The organism is Sphingomonas sp., assembly GCF_026460985.1.
Taxonomy (GTDB): Bacteria; Pseudomonadota; Alphaproteobacteria; order Sphingomonadales; family Sphingomonadaceae; genus Sphingomonas.
The window spans coordinates 1-15,453 of sequence record NZ_JAPKNM010000049.1 but is presented as its reverse complement, the minus strand read 5'-3'; the positions used below and the strand labels follow the sequence as shown (position 1 = coordinate 15,453).

The window sequence follows — 15,453 nt, the reverse complement described above, 5'->3', positions numbered from 1 at the left end:
TGGAGGCGTCGCCGACGAAGATCAGTTTATAGTCGTGGCCGTATTTGTGGAGGATGTCCCAGGTCGGCGTGCGCTCGGTGAAGCGGCGGCGATTGTCCTTCCACACGCCCTCATAGGGGCAGTTGTGGAAATAGAAGAATTCGAGGTTCTTGAATTCGCTGGTGGCGGCCGAGAACAGTTCCTCGCAGAGCTTGACGAACGGGTCCATCGAGCCACCGACGTCGAGGAAGAGGAGGAGCTTGACCGCATTGTGCCGTTCGGGACGCATGCGGACGTCGAGCCAGCCCTGCTTCGCGGTGCCTTCGATCGTCGCGTCGATGTCGAGCTCGTCGGCGGCGCCTTCGCGGGCGAAGCGGCGCAGGCGGCGGAGCGCGACCTTGATGTTGCGGGTGCCGAGCTCCTTCGTGTTGTCGAGATTCTTGAAGGCGCGCTGGTCCCAGACCTTGAGCGCGCGGCCGTGCCTGCTCTCGCCGCCGATGCGGACGCCCTCGGGATTGTAGCCCGAATTGCCGAAGGGCGAGGTGCCGCCGGTGCCGATCCACTTGCTGCCGCCCTGGTGGCGCTCATGCTGCTCGGCGAGGCGCTGCTTGAGCGTCTCCATGATCTCGTCCCACGAGCCGAGCGACTCGATCGCGGCCATTTCCTCGGGCGTGAGGAATTTCTCGGCGATGGCCTTGAGCCACTCCTCGGGTATCTCGGCGGGAGCGACGCCGTAGCTCGTGGCGATCCCCTTGAAGACCTTGGCGAAGACCTGATCGAAGCGGTCGAGCATGCCCTCGTCCTTCACGAAGGTCGCGCGGGCGAGAAAATAGAAGGCTTCGGGGGTGCGCTCGATCACGTCGCGGTCGAGCGCCTCCAACAGGATCAGATGCTCCTTGAGGCTCGCCGGGATGCCCGCGGCGCGTAGCTCGTCGAGGAAGGAGAAGAACATGCGCCCCTTCTAGGGCTGGCGCTCGTACAGCGTCCAGTGGGTGCCCGACATGCCGTGCGCGCGGCGCTCGGCGATTGGGGTATAATGCGCACCGCAGCGTTCGAGCCGCGGTGGCTCCTGTTCGCCCTTGTAGCGATCGATGAGCAGGAAGCGCGCGGGCGGGCATTCGTCGAGGGTGATGGCGAGCGGATAGCGCGCATGCGCGGCGGCGACCTCGAGCATCGCGAGGCCCGTGTCGCGGTTGAGGAGTATCCGTGCGCCCGCCGGCGCGCGCGCCTGCATCGCGCGCACCGCGGCGGCGGGGTCGCCGCGGCGGTTGATCGCGAGGTCGACGTCCTGGACAATGCTGCCGGTGAGGATCAGCGCGAGTGCGCCCCCCGCAGCCCAGCGCTTCCAGCCACCGGCGACAAAGCCCAGCCACAGCATTTCGGCGGCGAGGACCAGCAGCGCGATGCCCGCGACCAGATAATAGCGCGGATGGCCGACATTGCCCGCGTGGAGCAGCGCGAGGGTCAGCGGGAAGCCGATGATCGCAAGTCGGTGCAACGCCATGCGGCGGACTCCCCAGCCGCGCGCGACGATGACCAGCGCGGGGATCAGAGCGAACCACCACAGCGACACGATCGGGAAGCCGATCGCATATTCGAACATCTCCGAGACGCCGTGGAGGAACTGCAGCAGCGTGAACGGCTCATAGGCGCCGAACTTGAAGCCGGTGCGCGCGGCAGCGGCGCCGAGGATGACCGCGACGACCAGTGCGAGCGCGAGCACCGAGGGCCAGAGCAGCCGGAGCGTGCCGACGATCGCCGTGCGCAGCGCACCGCGCTGCCACAGCGCGAAGAACACCCAGCCGGCGACCGCGCAGAAGCCGAAGAACATGGTGAGCTGGGCGAAGGCACCGAGAAAGAAGCACCAGGCCAGCTGGCGAGGCGCGCGCTCGGAGGCCTCGCCGGCCAGCCAGCGATCGACGACGAGGATCGCGAGGAGCAGCGCGAGCGACATGGTCGCATAGCCGCGCGCCTCCGATCCCATCGTCACCATCGCGGGCGAGACCGCGAAGAGCAGTGCAGTGACCAGCCCGAGACCAGGCGCGCGACGCGCGCCGAGCAGCCCGGCGACGAGCACCGCCGCGGTGCCGCTGGCGATCGACAGCGCGCGGGCCAGTGGTGGCGGCGCGCCGAACCCGACGAACTGGAGCCACAGTGAATTGAGATGGTGGTTGTTGTCGTGGTTGATGTTGAGGAAAACGCCGAGCGGAGTACCGGCGTCACGCGCCTGGAGCGCGGACCAGGCCTCGTCGAGCCAGAGTCCTCCCTGCGCGCCGGCAATCCGCAGCCCCAGCCCGAGCGCGACGATCGCCCCGAGCCACCCCCAGAATCGCCTGTCGGCCTGCCCGATCCCCGCCATGCCTCTTCATGCTTCAGCGCCGGGTGCGGCACAAGTCAGCGGGCATAGGCGTCGATCAGCGAGCCGACATAATCGGGCTGAGCGCCGCTCAGCTCGGACGAGGCGCGGGCGGGGCGGACGGCTTTGCCCGCGGCGGGATCGGGGGTGCCGTAGATGAAGCCGTGCGCCGGATAGACCGAACTGCCGAGACCGTTGGTGTCGCGGTACCAGACCTTGACCAGGCTCCAGTCGCCGCGCGGCGAGACGTCGAACAAGGTGACGTCCTGCTCGGCATGGCCGCGCGCGCCGTTGAAGCGCGACCAATTGGCATGGGTAACCATCAGCACGCGCTTGTCGACGATGCGGCTGACCACCGCGACATGGCCGAGGCGGAGCCTGTCACTTCTGGCGAAGGCTAGGACGGCGCCGACGCGCGGCTTCGATCCGCGCTGGTAGCGGCCGTCGGCCTGGTCCCACCAGGTCCAGGCGTCACCATAGATCTGGATCCCCGACGCCGCGCGGGCGAAGGGCACGCATTGGCCGACATATTCGAGCAAGGATTGCGCCTGCGCGGGCACGGCCGTGAAAGCGGCGGCAAGCACAAGCAGGAGCGGAAACGCGAAGCAACGACGCATACTCGGGTACCGATACAGATACCCCCCAAGCGCGAGGTATCGGGAACCGGTTAAAAATGCGTTAACCCTGTTTCCGGCGTCCGTGCACCGCCTCGACCAGCACGAACGAGATGATCATCAGCAGATACCAGGCGCCGAGCTTGGCGGGCGAGACCAGTTCCCAGCCATCCTCCTGCCCCGGATACATCCAGGCGCGCGAGAAGGTGCCCAGATTCTCGGCGAGCCAGATGAACAGCGCGACGAGCAGCCAGCCGAGCAGCAGGGGCATCCAGCGCTCCGCGCGCCAGACGGTGAAGCACACGCGGGTGCGCCAGAAGAGCAGGCCGGTCGCCGCGAACAGGCCGAGCCGGATGTCGGGCAGCCAGTGGTGCGCGAAGAAGTTGACATAGATGGCCGCCGCCAGCGCCCATGTCGTCCAGCGCGGCGGATAGCCCGGGAAGCGGAAGCGAAAGATCCGCCAGACGCGCGCGATATAGCTGCCGACCGCGGCGTACATGAAGCCCGAGAAGAGCGGCACGCCGCCGATCCGCAGCAGGTTCGGCTCGGGATAGAGCCACGAGCCGTGCGCCGTCTTGAACAGCTCCATCACCGTGCCGACGACATGGAAGGCGAAGATTACCTTCGCCTCTTCGAGATTCTCGAGCCGGAAGGCGAGCATGCCGATCTGGATCAGCACCGCGCCGAGGACGAGGAAATCGTAGCGCGCGAGCGGTGCGTTCGCCGGATAGAGATAATGGGTGCCGAGCAGCAGCACGAGCAGCAGCGCCCCGAACAGGCAGGCCCAGCCCTGCTTGAAGCCGAACAGCAGGAATTCGTAGGTCCAGGCGCGCCAGCCGGGCCGCGGCGAGAACGCCTCGAGCTGCGCCCGGACGCGCGCGAAGCGGGTGGCGCCGCGGGTCCTCGGCTCGTGCAAGCTCAGGCCTTGGCGGCGGGCGGGGGCGGGGGCTGGCGCGGGAAGCGTTCGAGCGCGGGGTCGATCACGGCCCAGGCGGGGGCGTCGTCGGTCCAGATCGCGACCTGGGGGGCGAGGTCGTTGGGTGTGTCGATGAAGCCGAGGCGGATCGTGCGGAACTGGGGGCGCGCCGAGGACTGGCCCATCACATGCGTGCCGCACTTGCCGCAGAAGCTCTGGGTCAGCGTGTTGCCGCTCGCCGCGGTGTAGCTGGTGCTGGCGAGTTCCCCCTGCAGCGCGACCGCGTCGGTGGCGAACATCGCGTTGGCGGTCGGCGAGCCGGCGGCGATCTGCTGGCATTGGCGGCACCAGCATTGGCGCACGGCGAACGCTTCACCCTCGATCGTGGCGGTGACCGCGCCGCAGGCGCAGCGCCCGGTGTAGCGGCTCACTTGCTCTGCCTCCGGCTCATGAAGGCGAGGCGTTCGAACAGCATCACGTCCTGCTCGTTCTTGAGCAGCGCGCCGTGGAGCGGCGGGATCGCCTTGCTCGGATCCTTCGACTGGAGCACGTCGAGCGGCATCTCCTCGTGGAGCAGCAGCTTGAGCCAGTCGAGCAACTCGCTGGTCGAGGGCTTCTTCTTGAGGCCGGGGACTTCGCGGATGTCGTAGAAGATATCCATCGCCTTCGAGACCAGGATCTTCTGGATGCCGGGGAAGTGGACGTCGATGATGGCCTGCATCGTCTCGCGATCGGGGAACTTGATATAGTGGAAGAAGCAGCGGCGCAGGAAGGCGTCGGGCAGTTCCTTCTCGTTGTTCGAGGTGATCACCACGATCGGGCGCTCGGCGGCGCGGATCGTCTCCTTGGTCTCGTAGACATGGAATTCCATGCGATCGAGCTCCTGGAGGAGATCGTTGGGGAACTCGATGTCGGCCTTGTCGATCTCGTCGATCAGCAGGACGGGGACCTGCGGCGCGGTGAACGCCTCCCAGAGCTTTCCCTTGCGGATGTAATTGGCGATGTCGTGGACGCGCTCGTCGCCGAGCTGGCCGTCGCGGAGACGCGCCACCGCATCATATTCGTAGAGGCCCTGCTGCGCCTTGGTGGTCGACTTGACGTTCCACTCGATGAGCGGAGCGTTCACCGCCTTGGCGATCTCATAGGCGAGGACGGTCTTGCCGGTGCCGGGTTCGCCCTTGACGAGCAAAGGACGGCGGAGGGTGACGGCCGCATTGACGGCGACCTTGAGGTCCTCCGTCGCGACATAGCTTTGGGTACCTTCGAAGCGCATGGATAGCGTCGTAAAGGGGCAGGGCCCCTGGACGCAAGCTCAGGCGCGGTTGCGGGCGCTCGTGCGGGCTTCGAGCAGGTCCCAGAGGCCGCGATGCTGGGCGAAGACCTGTTGCGCGCCGAACAACATCGCGCGCTCCATCGCGGCTTCGCGGGCGAGCGCATCGACGACGCTGACGGTCTCCTCGGCGAGCGGGAGCGTCGAGGCCGGTACGCTCAGCCCCAGACGGATGGCGACGGCGTCGAGGACCTCGCGGATCGTCGCCCAGTCGATCGCCAGCGCAAGCGCGGCGCCGGCGGCGCAACCCGCGCGGTCGGACTGGGCGAGCATGTCGAGCGCGTGGTGCTGCGCGTGCGCGGCGGCTTCGGATTCGGCATGGCCGGGCGTGCTCGGCAGCGGGCCGGCGGCGGCGACGATGCGGACGAGATAGGCGCGTTCGGTGGCGAAGGCGCTCGCCGCAGCCTCGAGCCAGTCACGCTCCAACGAGACGCGGGCATGGTCGAGCGCATAGTCGATCACGCCGGGATGGCGGCCGTGGAGCACGCAGATGAAATGGGCGGCGTCCGCAAGGTCGCGCAGCGGCTCCAGATTCTCGGCGAGACGCTGGAGATAGGGGTGGTTCGCGCTGCCATCGGAAGCGACGAGCGATCCCATCGCTCCCCAAGTGCCACCAAGACGGGCGATCTGTGCGGTATCGAACGGCATAAGCCCCCAAAGCTGAGATGCCGGCGATGCCGGTGCCCCTCTATGCAACTCAGGGTTATACCGAAGCACGTAAATACGTGGTTGATGCCGAGTTTACTCTTTGGTGGGGAGTTGTGGATCGTTCGGAGGACAGGGCTTCCGTACAAGCAGTAGCCCAGGACAGCGAAGTACTGCGCGGCTCCGGGCTACTGCTTTTGCAGGAGCCCGGAAGATTTCACCAGCTCCACATCGTCCCGTCTTCGAGCCGGTTCACGGGAAGATAGGCGCGCTTATACTCGTATTTCGCGGCCAACGCTTCGTCGATATCGACCCCGAGACCCGGCTTGTCGCCCGGATGCATCAGGCCGTTCGACAGCGAATAGGCGTGCGGGAAGACTTCGTCGGTCTCGGCGGTGTGGCGCATATATTCCTGGATGCCGAAATTGGGCACCGACAGGCCGAAGTTGAGCGCGGCGGCCATGCTCACCGGCGACAGGTCGGTCGCGCCGTGGCAGCCGGTGCGCACCTGATAGAGATCGGCGAGCGCGGCGATGCGGCGCAGATGGGTGATGCCGCCGGCATGGACCACCGTGGCGCGGATATAGTCGATCAGTTGCTCCTCGATGAGCTGCTTGGCGTCCCACACCGAGCTGAAGATCTCGCCGACCGCGAGCGGCGTGGTGGTGTGCTGGCGAATCAGGCGGAAGCCGGCCTGGTTCTCGGCCGGCGTCGCATCCTCGAGCCAGAACAGCCGGTAGGGCTCGAGATCCTTGCCGAGCCGGCCCGCCTCGATCGGGGTCAGGCGGTGATGGACGTCATGGAGCAGATGGATATCCCAGCCGAGCGCGTCGCGTCCCCTTGCGAACAGCTCGGGCACGTGACGCATATACTTGGAGGTCGACCAGAGCGTCTCGTCGGGGAGCGAACCCTTGGCGGGCTCGTAATAGAAGCGCTCGCCCGACACGCCATAGGTGGCGGCGAGACCCGGCACGCCCGACTGGAGGCGTACGGCCTTGTAGCCCTGCTCGAGATATTCGTGCGCGCGCTCGATCGTCTCGGCGATATCGCTACCATTGGCATGACCATAGACCATGCAGCCCTCGCGCGCCGCGCCGCCGAGCAGCTGGTAGACCGGCAGGCCGGCGAGCTTGCCCTTGATGTCCCACAGGGCCATGTCGACCGCGGCGATCGCGCTCATCGTCACCGGGCCGCGGCGCCAGTACGCGCCCTTGTACAGATACTGCCAGATATCCTCGATACGGTGCGCGTCCCGGCCGATCAGGCAGGGAATGACATGATCCTCGAGATAGCTGGCAACCGCCAGTTCGCGGCCGTTGAGCGTCGCGTCGCCGATCCCGTACACGCCTTCGTCGGTCTCGATCTTGAGCGTCACGAAATTGCGGCCGGGGCACGTGACGATCACGCGCGCGGAAGTGATGCGAGCCAAAGGTAAGCATTCCTTAGAAGTGGTCAGGCCAATATTCCCTTGTGACGGGTCTCCTGTCAACCTAGGGTATCGCAGTGAGGACGCTATGAAGATCACGGGCAACAAGCTGTACCAGCGCGTGGCGGCTTCGATCACGAGCGCGATCGAGGCTGGGCGTTGGGCGCCCGGTTCGCGGCTGCCCGGCGAGCGCGACCTTGCCGAGGAGTATAAGGTCAGCCGGCCGACGATCCGCGAAGCGATGATCGCGCTCGAGATGAAAGGATGGATCGAGGCCCGGCACGGCTCGGGCCTCTATGTCACGCGGCGCGACCATGGCACCGGCCAACGCGAGGAGGCGCTCAATTTCGATGTCGGCGCCTTCGACCTGACCGAGGCCCGCATCCTGTTCGAGGGGGAGGCGGCCGCGCTGGCGGCGGTCTCGATCACCGACGAGCAGCTCGACGAGCTCGACGCACTGCTGGCGGCGATGGCGGCCGAGGATTCGGGAGAGCCTTCGGTGATGGACGCCGATCATCGATTCCACGTCGCGATCGCGAGCGCCACGGGCAATGCCGCGATCCGCAGCGTGATCGAGTATCTGTGGGACCTGCGCATCCGCTCGCCCTTGGCCGCCAATATGTTCGCGCGGGCGAAGCGCGGCGGCATCACCCCGCGCGTCGAGGAGCATCGGCCGATCGTCGCCGCGCTGAGGACGCGCGACCCGCATGCCGCACGGAGCGCGATGCGGCGCCATCTGCGCGGCGTGGTCGACGACCTGCTCGAGGCGACCGAGCTCGAGGCGATGGCACGCACGCGCGACGAGCTCGACGCGCGGCGCGACAGCGTGGCCCGCCGGCTCGAGATCGGCTCGGCCTGATCCGGCTCGGGTGAAATGGCCTGACCAATCGCTCGGATGCGACTGATCGACCAAAGTCGACATGGGCGCGACGAAGACGGTCGGCGGGAGTCGGCGCTTGTGCTAGGCGGATTTCGTGCGCAGCCCAATCCCCGAACGCTTCCGGCGCCGCGAGTTCCTGATCGCGGCTTTGCTCACCGCCCTGCTCTGGGCGGCGGCGCTCGTGCTGTGGTCTGCGCAGGACCTCGTGTCGGGCGTCGCGTTTCCCTTTCCCTATAAGCGGCTGCTTGCCGAGACCTTCGGCATCGGGGTGTTCTTCTCGGCGGCGCTGGCGGCGGCCATCGGCATTTCGCGCCGGCTTCCTCGGCCGTGGATGATCGCGGCCACAGTGGCGGCTGCGATCGGCATCGCGACGCTGCACGGCTTCATCGACGCACAGCTGATGCGAGGGTTTCGGGCGGAACTGCACCTCAGGCCTGCGCCGTTGATCGAGCTCTTCTATCGCGGGCTGATGCCCTTCGTGCTGATCTACGGCCTCTATGCCATGGCGCTCGGGCTGATGCTGAGCGAGATGACGGTGCGCGACAGCGAGCGGCGGCTCGCCGAGGCGCGCAACGCCGCGCAGCAGGCGCAGCTCGCCGCGCTGCGCTTCCAGCTCAACCCGCATTTCCTGTTCAACACCCTCAACGCGATCTCGTCGCTGATCGTCACGCGCCGAAACGACGAGGCCGAACGGATGACAATGAAGCTCTCGGAATTCCTGCGCCTCTCGCTCGAGGCCGACCCCGATGCCGAAGTGACGCTCGACGAGGAATTGACCAACACGCAATCCTATCTCGAGATCGAGGCGGTGCGGTTCTCGGATCGATTGCAGGCCGAGTTCGATTGCCCGGCGGAACTGCTCAATGCCTATGTGCCGAGCTTCCTGCTGCAGCCCCTGGTCGAGAACTCGATCAAATATGCCGTCGCGCCTTCGCGGCGGCCGGTGACGTTGTCGGTGCGTGCGAGCGCCGCGCAGGGCATGCTGCTGCTCGTAGTCGAGGATAGTGGACGCCAGGGCCCCGGCATCGCGCCGTTCGCCGGAACGGGGGTCGGGCTCGACAATGTGCGCAGACGCCTCGCCGCCTTCTACGGAGCCCAGGGGAGCATGGCTGCGCGGGCGAGCGGCCAGGGCTTCGTGGTGAGCCTGGCGCTGCCGCTGCGCTACGCGCGCGTCGAGCAGGCAGCCGAATGATGCGCGTCCTGCTCGTGGACGACGAGCCGCTGGCCATCGAGCGGATGCGGGTCGCCCTCGCGACGATCCCAACGGTCGAGGTAATCGGTACCGCCGCCGACGGCATCGAGGCCGGCGAGAAGATTGCGGCTCTCGGGCCCGAGCTTGTTTTCCTCGACGTGCAGATGCCGGGGCTTTCCGGCATGGAACTGGCGCAGTCGCTCGCCCAGGCGCCGAACCGCCCCGAGATCGTGTTCATCACCGCGTTCAACCGTTTCGCGATCGAGGCGTTCGAGGTCGAGGCCGCGGATTATCTGCTCAAGCCGGTGAGCTTCGACCGGCTGCGCATCGCGATCGAGCGCGTCCGTCGCCGCCGCGAACTGATCGACGCCGACGGGCGCGCCGCGGAACTGGGTGCGGTGGTCGCGGCGCTGCGCGAGGACGACGGAGCGGAGGCGGAGCACGATCAGGCCTATGACAACGGCATCTGGGTGCCGTGCCGCCAGGGATCGGTGCGCGTGCCGGTGGATTCGATCGACCGGATCGAGGCGGCGCGCGACTATGTGCTGCTCAACACGCCGATCAAGAGCTACATCCTGCGCGCCAAGATGACCGAGCTCGAGCGTCGGCTGGACCCGCGCGTGATGGTTCGCATCCATCGCTCGCACATGGTCCGCATCGGCGCGGTGACCGGGATCGAGCGGCCCGGAAAGGGAAGCCTGCGGCTGGTGCTCAGCGACGGCGCCAACCTCCAGGTCGGCCCCAATTACCAAGACCAGGTCGTCCGCGCCCTGCGCCTATAGGCTTGGTCGCAGGCGCGACCGCTCCGGTCGCAACCTGGTTCGCCCTCCCGATGTCCTGCGCCCAATAAGCGGATGATCCTTCGCAGTTCCGCGCGCCTCCTGACGGGATTCGCCGCATCCATGTTCGCGCTCGGTGCGTCGCCCGTTGGACAGGGCAAGCCCGCCGACGACCCGTTGGCCAGCCTCGTCGCCGCCGAGCGCGACTTCGCGGCGGATGCCGCGCGCATCGGGATCAACCCGGCGTTTCGCGCGCATGCCGCTTCCGACAGCATCCTGTTGCGCCCCGACCCGAGGCCGGCGCTGGTCCAGCTCGCGCAGGAGGTGGACGATCCCACGCTGCGGCTCGAATGGCAGCCGGCGATCGCCGCGGTGTCGCGTTCGAACGACCTGGGCTTCACGACTGGGCCCTATCGCATGACGCGCGCGGGGACGGCGCTGCATGGCCAGTTCCTGACGGTATGGCAGCGCGACGGCGACGGGAAATGGCGTTGGTATCTCGATCACGGGCTGCCGCCGGTCGCGGAGACGCGGCCGACGATATTTCCGGTCACGGTCCGGCGACTGGACGCGGGATTGCCCGCGGCGCGGCACGGGACGGCGGGGTCCGAACTGGCCGCCGCCGAGGACGGGCTCAACGCGGCGATCGCCGGCGGCGACTGGGGGGCGCTGGTCGACGCGCTTGCGGAGGAGGGGCATGTGCTGCGCCCACGCCACGGCGTGATGGTGCGCGCGGAAGCGGCGCGACTGCTGCCGGGCCTAACGGGTTTCGTGGGGGCCGAGCGGCTCGGCATGCGCATATCGGCGGCGGGCGACCTTGCCGCCAGCTATGGCCGGCTGAGGCGCGGCGCGGGCAGGCCCGGTGCTCATTATGTGCGAATCTGGCGCCGCGAGGCGGCCGGGTGGCGCTTGCTCATCGACCAGTTGACCTGAACGGGCGCCGGGCATCTCCGTCGACGCAACCGCCGTGTTCGACGCAAAGGAACTGGGCAATCCACCGGATCATGCACAAACAACCGAAGTCAGGCATGAAGCATTCCGAATAACGCTCCGAACCTTCTGCACCCGACAAAGCTTCCGCTTCTAGTTCTTCCTCGCTCTAGAATGCGGCGGGGCGGCCCTTCTCCCGAGGGCCGCCCCAACTTCGTTTTGATGCGACATGTTCTTTGACTCTAGGGTTGATTGTTTATTTCGTTACCTTTTTTATTTAGTTTCATCGACCCCGTGTCCGTGCCGGTCGCAAAAAGCCGGAGCCTCCCGCAGCGCAGCACTAGCCCCCGAATCGAACGTGCGTCCGCACGTCCCGAACCGAAATCAGGAAAAGGGGCTTTTCCAGTGACCAGCGTCTTCCTTCGTAAGAGTCGTTCCACCCATTCCCATGTTCGCCGCCGTATCTCGGGGCGCACCGCGTTGATGCTCGGTTCGGCGCTGCTGCCCATGGCGATGGCCTCGGCCGCGCATGCCCAGACCGGCGAGACCGTGGTGCTGGAGGAAGGGCGCACGCCGACCCCGGTCGCGCTGGGCACGGGCGATGATCGGCTTGTCGTCGATATCTCGCGCGTCAATGGCGACACCGGGGTGCTCGACCTGAGCGGATTGGTCACTGGCCCGGTCACCAACGCCGGCGGCAACGACACGACCTGGTTGCGTGCAACCGGCACGACGGCGCACGACGTGGTCTATCAGGGTCAGCGTTCGAACCCTGCCACGCGGCAATATGTGACCGCCGACGGGGCGCCCTTCTCCGGCGGCACCGTTTACGAAGCGTCCGGTAACGACACCGCCCTGACGCTGCGGAACACCTCTCGCTCGACGCGGACGCCACCTACCAGCGAATATACCAGCCTGCGTTTCGGGCCCTTGCGGCTCGCCGGCGATGGCAAGATCGTCATCGACTTCTCGTTGGGGGCGGGCGACCAGCCGGATGGCGCCCAGCAAGCCATCTATGTCGAAGGCGAGACTTCTACCGCAAGCGGCGATGCGAGGCTCGATCTTGAGATCCAGGGCAGCGTTGGTGGCGGCGCCGTCGGGGCCGGCGGCCTGGTCGATGTCAGCAACGCCAGTTCGATGCGGCTGATGGGCACGCAGCTACGCTATGGGAGCGGTGTCGGCATCAAGGGCGGCGGCGCGCACATTGTCATCGAGGCCAATAGTTGGGTGGGTTCGGACGATGAGAGCGCTACCACGCTGATCGAGAGCAGCGGCCGTGTGACCAACAAGGCCCGGATGAGCATCGGCGGCCAGTCCGGCGGTGGGCTCAGCAGCGGGGTTGGCGTCACGCTGCAGGACGGCCAACTCTACAACATCTTCGAGGAAAACAAGGACGGAAACGACATCGTCAGTGGCGGCCTCGGCAGGATCTATGGCAGCGGCGCCGCGGTTCATGCGCAGGGCGAGGTCAATTATATCGAAAATGCGGGCTTGCTGAGCGCAACGACCGGACCGACCATTTACAACACCGGCGAGACGCTGGTGACGCGGAACGTCATCACGAAATTCAAGGTGTCGGGGAGCCAGACCGGCGAGATCGTGGGCGGGATGGAAGGGGGCGACCGCATTGCCTATCGCAGCCTCCACATCGGAACCGACGTGCTGGTGAACTCGGGCAAGATCACCGGAGACGTCTTGCTCGGAAGCGGGCACGGGATGTTCCTGTACACCGAGGCAGATAATGGCGTGACCGGGGCGATCGGCGGCGAAGACGGCGTCGACGGCTATGGCAAATCGTTCAGTGCCAGCGCGACGCACAATCTGAACAACAACATCCTCAACCAGGGCAACAACAGCGGCTTCGAGATGCACGGCATCGAGGCGAGCGGCGCGAACACCATGGTGACCGTGGCCGCGGCCGGGGATCCGCTCGACGCGGGCCTGATGCTGGTCGGCGACGGCAGCGTGGTGAACACGGCCAACATCACGACCGATGGCTATGGCGTGTGGTCGCGGCAGATCCGCGGCATCGCCGAAGGCATGGATTTCATCAATCGCGGCGCCATCACCTCGCGGCTCGACTATGGCGTGTGGGGCAAGAATCTCTCCAGTTTCCTGAACGAAAGTGATATCCGCTCGCAGGGACGCGTGGCAGTCCAGATCGATAACGGCGACATGGCCCGCGGGCCGACGTTCAAATTCACCAACACCGGACTGATCGAAACGTCGTCTCGCCGTGATTCCGGCGCGGTCCTGTGGTTCCACAACCAGGCGACCGAGGAACTCCTCGCCGACATCGTCAATTCGGGCACGATCCGTCACACCGGCGATATCCGGCGCACCGAGGACGACGAGCAATATGCCTTCTCCGCGGAGACGCGCCTCCAGCGCGAGCTCGGCAAGAACTATCGGATGCATGCGGTCAATAGCGGCACGATCGAGGCGACCGGGCGCGGCTTCTCGGGGCTGGAGATGCGCGGTTCGAACATCGAACTGGTGAACGGGAGCATCATCCGCGGCACCAATGCCGCGGGCGGCGGCGTGCGTCTCGCCGCGGGCAATGACGGCCTTGCTCCGCGCGGCATGGCAACGCTTACGAACCGGGGCACGATCAGCGGTGGTTCGGGAGCAATCGGCGACAGCGAATTCTTGCGCATCGGCTATGGCGTGCTGTTCGACTTCGCGCGTCCCGCCAACGGCGGTGAGGGTTCGCTCGTCAACGAGGGCGCGATCGAGGTCGGCGCCGAGGGCGTGGCGGTCGGCGTCGATGGCGGTCAGAACACGACCTCGGCGTTCACGCTCGTCAATCGGGGCACGATCCGGGGCGGTGCCGGCTACACGCTGGTCGACGACGCCTATCTACTCACGGCGCAGTTGCTCGCCGACGGCGCGCGCACGATCGCCGGCGCGATCCATACCAACAACTCGGTCGATTCGATCACCAATCGCGGGAGCATCATCGGCAGCGTCGATCTGGGCGATCATGACGATATCTTCCGCAACTACGGCCGTCTCGACGGCGACGTCCTTATGGGCGGCGGAGTGAATGCCTTCGTTGTCGGTTCGGGCAGCGTGATCAACGGCACCATCGACGGCGGCGCTCTTCGCAGCCGGATTGAAGTCGACCTGACTGGCTCAGACGACAAGAGGATAAATTTAAGCCAGTTCAAGAAATTTGACTCTCTTACGACGCTCGCGGGAAGCGCCGGCGCCGGAAGGGTCTCCATTTTCGGCGACACCGACCGCATCTGGATGCGGTTGAACAACCTGACCGTCTATATCGATCAGGGTGACACCGTCCGTTCCGCCTCGGGCGCGACCGGCGATACCTTGGCGGGCAACATCGATATCTCGACACAAGAGATCGTCAACAACGCGGGAACGATCGAAGGCGGCGTATCGCTCGGCGCTGGCGACGATGTGCTCAACAATAGCGGCACGGTGGGTTTCGACGTCAACTTGGGCTTCGGCAACGACGCCGTCACCAATTCGGGCACGGTCAACGGCGATGTCGATCTCGGCGCCGGCAACGACCGCTACGAGGCGCGGGGCGGCGGGATCGTCACCGGATCGATCGACGGCGGCGACGGCACCGACACCTTCGTTTTCCGCCTCAACGGCAATAGCGGCTCGATCCCCGGAGGATTCACCAACTTCGAATCGTTCGGCGCCTATGGCCCCGGCACGCTGAGCCTCGCGCTCAACCAGAGCTACGACACGATCGAGCTGTACGAGAATGCCAATCTGACGCTGGCGGACGGCACGGGTACGGTCGGCCGCATCACCGGCGACGACAGTGCGCAGACCGTCACGATCAGCGATGCCGATTTCGCGGGCGGCGTCTCTCTGGCGGGGGGCGACGATACGCTCGGGCTCCAGCTGAACGGCAGGCTCACGGGTGCGCTCGACGGCGGCGACGGCACCGACACGCTCAAGCTCAACCTGACCGGCGCTTCGTCGATCAACGACCTGTTCAATTTCGAGATCGTCGATGTGGCTGGCGTCTCGCCGTTGACGCTGATGGGCACCTTGGGCGCCGGACAGCGGATCAACTTCGACGGATCGGACAATCGCTTCATCGTCGATACCGGCGCGGTCTTCCAAGGCAGCGCCAATGGCGGGGACGGCACCGACACGCTCGAGATCAACACCGGTGCGGCCCACAGCCGCACGATCGTCGCGGGGCAGGTCACGTCGTTCGAGAAGCTGGTCGCGGGCGGGGCGGGGACGCTCGCGCTCGACGGCGAGGCCTATCGCTTCGAATCGGTCGAGGTGGAAGGCAATCTCAGCATCGGCGACGGCGCGTCGCTCGCCTCGGCGAACGGCGTCAACTTCGGCGGGGGCGACAACCGGCTGACGCTCGAGGGCAACGGCACGGTGACGAGCCCGGTCGACGGCGGCGACGG

At 66.5% G+C, this 15,453-nt stretch carries 13 protein-coding genes; 5 read left to right on the top strand and 8 right to left on the bottom strand.

Features of this window, described 5'->3' with window-relative positions; translation table 11 throughout:
• The 8 genes from MT490_RS07620 to manD form a co-directional block, all read right to left on the bottom strand.
• The coding region (locus MT490_RS07620) for a VWA domain-containing protein (protein ID WP_297385725.1) at nucleotides 1-931 on the bottom strand (931 nt) is incomplete at its 3' end.
• A 9-nt stretch (nucleotides 932-940) separates the two neighbouring features.
• Nucleotides 941-2,338, bottom strand: coding sequence for a hypothetical protein (locus MT490_RS07615; protein WP_297385722.1), 1,398 nt, complete (start codon nucleotides 2,336-2,338; stop codon nucleotides 941-943).
• 35 nt (nucleotides 2,339-2,373) lie between these two features.
• Entirely contained in the window at nucleotides 2,374-2,952 is a 579-nt protein-coding gene (locus tag MT490_RS07610) for a CHAP domain-containing protein (protein WP_297385721.1), read from the bottom strand.
• Nucleotides 2,953-3,013: 61 nt separating this feature from the next.
• Nucleotides 3,014-3,865, bottom strand: coding sequence for a DUF817 domain-containing protein (locus MT490_RS07605; RefSeq protein WP_297385720.1), 852 nt, complete (start codon nucleotides 3,863-3,865; stop codon nucleotides 3,014-3,016).
• Nucleotides 3,866-3,867: 2 nt separating this feature from the next.
• Nucleotides 3,868-4,296 (bottom strand): GFA family protein, encoded by a 429-nt coding sequence (locus MT490_RS07600; protein ID WP_297385718.1) that lies wholly within the window; start codon nucleotides 4,294-4,296, stop codon nucleotides 3,868-3,870.
• Nucleotides 4,293-5,138: a MoxR family ATPase gene (locus tag MT490_RS07595; protein WP_297385716.1), complete on the bottom strand. Its 846-nt coding sequence runs from the start codon at nucleotides 5,136-5,138 to the stop codon at nucleotides 4,293-4,295. Before MT490_RS07595 ends, MT490_RS07600 begins: the two co-directional genes overlap by 4 nt.
• A 39-nt stretch (nucleotides 5,139-5,177) precedes the next feature.
• Complete coding sequence (locus tag MT490_RS07590; RefSeq protein WP_297385715.1) at nucleotides 5,178-5,792, bottom strand: hypothetical protein; 615 nt, start codon at nucleotides 5,790-5,792, stop codon at nucleotides 5,178-5,180.
• 265 nt (nucleotides 5,793-6,057) lie between these two features.
• The gene (gene manD / locus MT490_RS07585) at nucleotides 6,058-7,269 is read right to left on the bottom strand and encodes a D-mannonate dehydratase ManD (protein ID WP_297385714.1); all 1,212 of its coding nucleotides are present in this window, start codon (nucleotides 7,267-7,269) and stop codon (nucleotides 6,058-6,060) included.
• An 85-nt stretch (nucleotides 7,270-7,354) separates the two neighbouring features.
• Between manD and MT490_RS07580 the strand changes: the two genes are divergently transcribed.
• The 5 genes from MT490_RS07580 to MT490_RS07560 form a co-directional block, all read left to right on the top strand.
• A complete protein-coding gene (locus MT490_RS07580) occupies nucleotides 7,355-8,125 on the top strand; it encodes a FadR/GntR family transcriptional regulator (RefSeq protein WP_297385712.1) in 771 nt (256 codons plus the stop codon).
• Between the two features lie 115 nt (nucleotides 8,126-8,240).
• On the top strand, nucleotides 8,241-9,338 hold the full coding sequence (locus tag MT490_RS07575; protein WP_297385710.1) for a histidine kinase: 1,098 nt from the start codon (nucleotides 8,241-8,243) through the stop codon (nucleotides 9,336-9,338).
• The gene (locus tag MT490_RS07570) at nucleotides 9,338-10,120 is read left to right on the top strand and encodes a response regulator transcription factor (protein ID WP_297385708.1); all 783 of its coding nucleotides are present in this window, start codon (nucleotides 9,338-9,340) and stop codon (nucleotides 10,118-10,120) included. The genes MT490_RS07575 and MT490_RS07570 overlap by 1 nt, the downstream gene beginning before the upstream one ends.
• A 120-nt stretch (nucleotides 10,121-10,240) precedes the next feature.
• The gene (locus tag MT490_RS07565; RefSeq protein WP_297385706.1) at nucleotides 10,241-11,050 is read left to right on the top strand and encodes a nuclear transport factor 2 family protein; all 810 of its coding nucleotides are present in this window, start codon (nucleotides 10,241-10,243) and stop codon (nucleotides 11,048-11,050) included.
• 480 nt (nucleotides 11,051-11,530) lie between these two features.
• The coding region (locus MT490_RS07560) for a hypothetical protein (protein WP_297385704.1) at nucleotides 11,531-15,453 on the top strand (3,923 nt) is incomplete at its 3' end.

Coding starts and splice junctions, on each gene's coding strand:
- MT490_RS07615 (WP_297385722.1), bottom strand. CDS start 2,338: ATGGCGGGGATCGGGCAGGCCGACAGGCGATTCTGGGGGTGGCTCGGG.
- MT490_RS07610 (WP_297385721.1), bottom strand. CDS start 2,952: ATGCGTCGTTGCTTCGCGTTTCCGCTCCTGCTTGTGCTTGCCGCCGCT.
- MT490_RS07595 (WP_297385716.1), bottom strand. CDS start 5,138: ATGCGCTTCGAAGGTACCCAAAGCTATGTCGCGACGGAGGACCTCAAG.
- MT490_RS07590 (WP_297385715.1), bottom strand. CDS start 5,792: ATGGGATCGCTCGTCGCTTCCGATGGCAGCGCGAACCACCCCTATCTC.
- MT490_RS07580 (WP_297385712.1), top strand. CDS start 7,355: ATGAAGATCACGGGCAACAAGCTGTACCAGCGCGTGGCGGCTTCGATC.
- MT490_RS07570 (WP_297385708.1), top strand. CDS start 9,338: ATGCGCGTCCTGCTCGTGGACGACGAGCCGCTGGCCATCGAGCGGATG.
- MT490_RS07565 (WP_297385706.1), top strand. CDS start 10,241: ATGTTCGCGCTCGGTGCGTCGCCCGTTGGACAGGGCAAGCCCGCCGAC.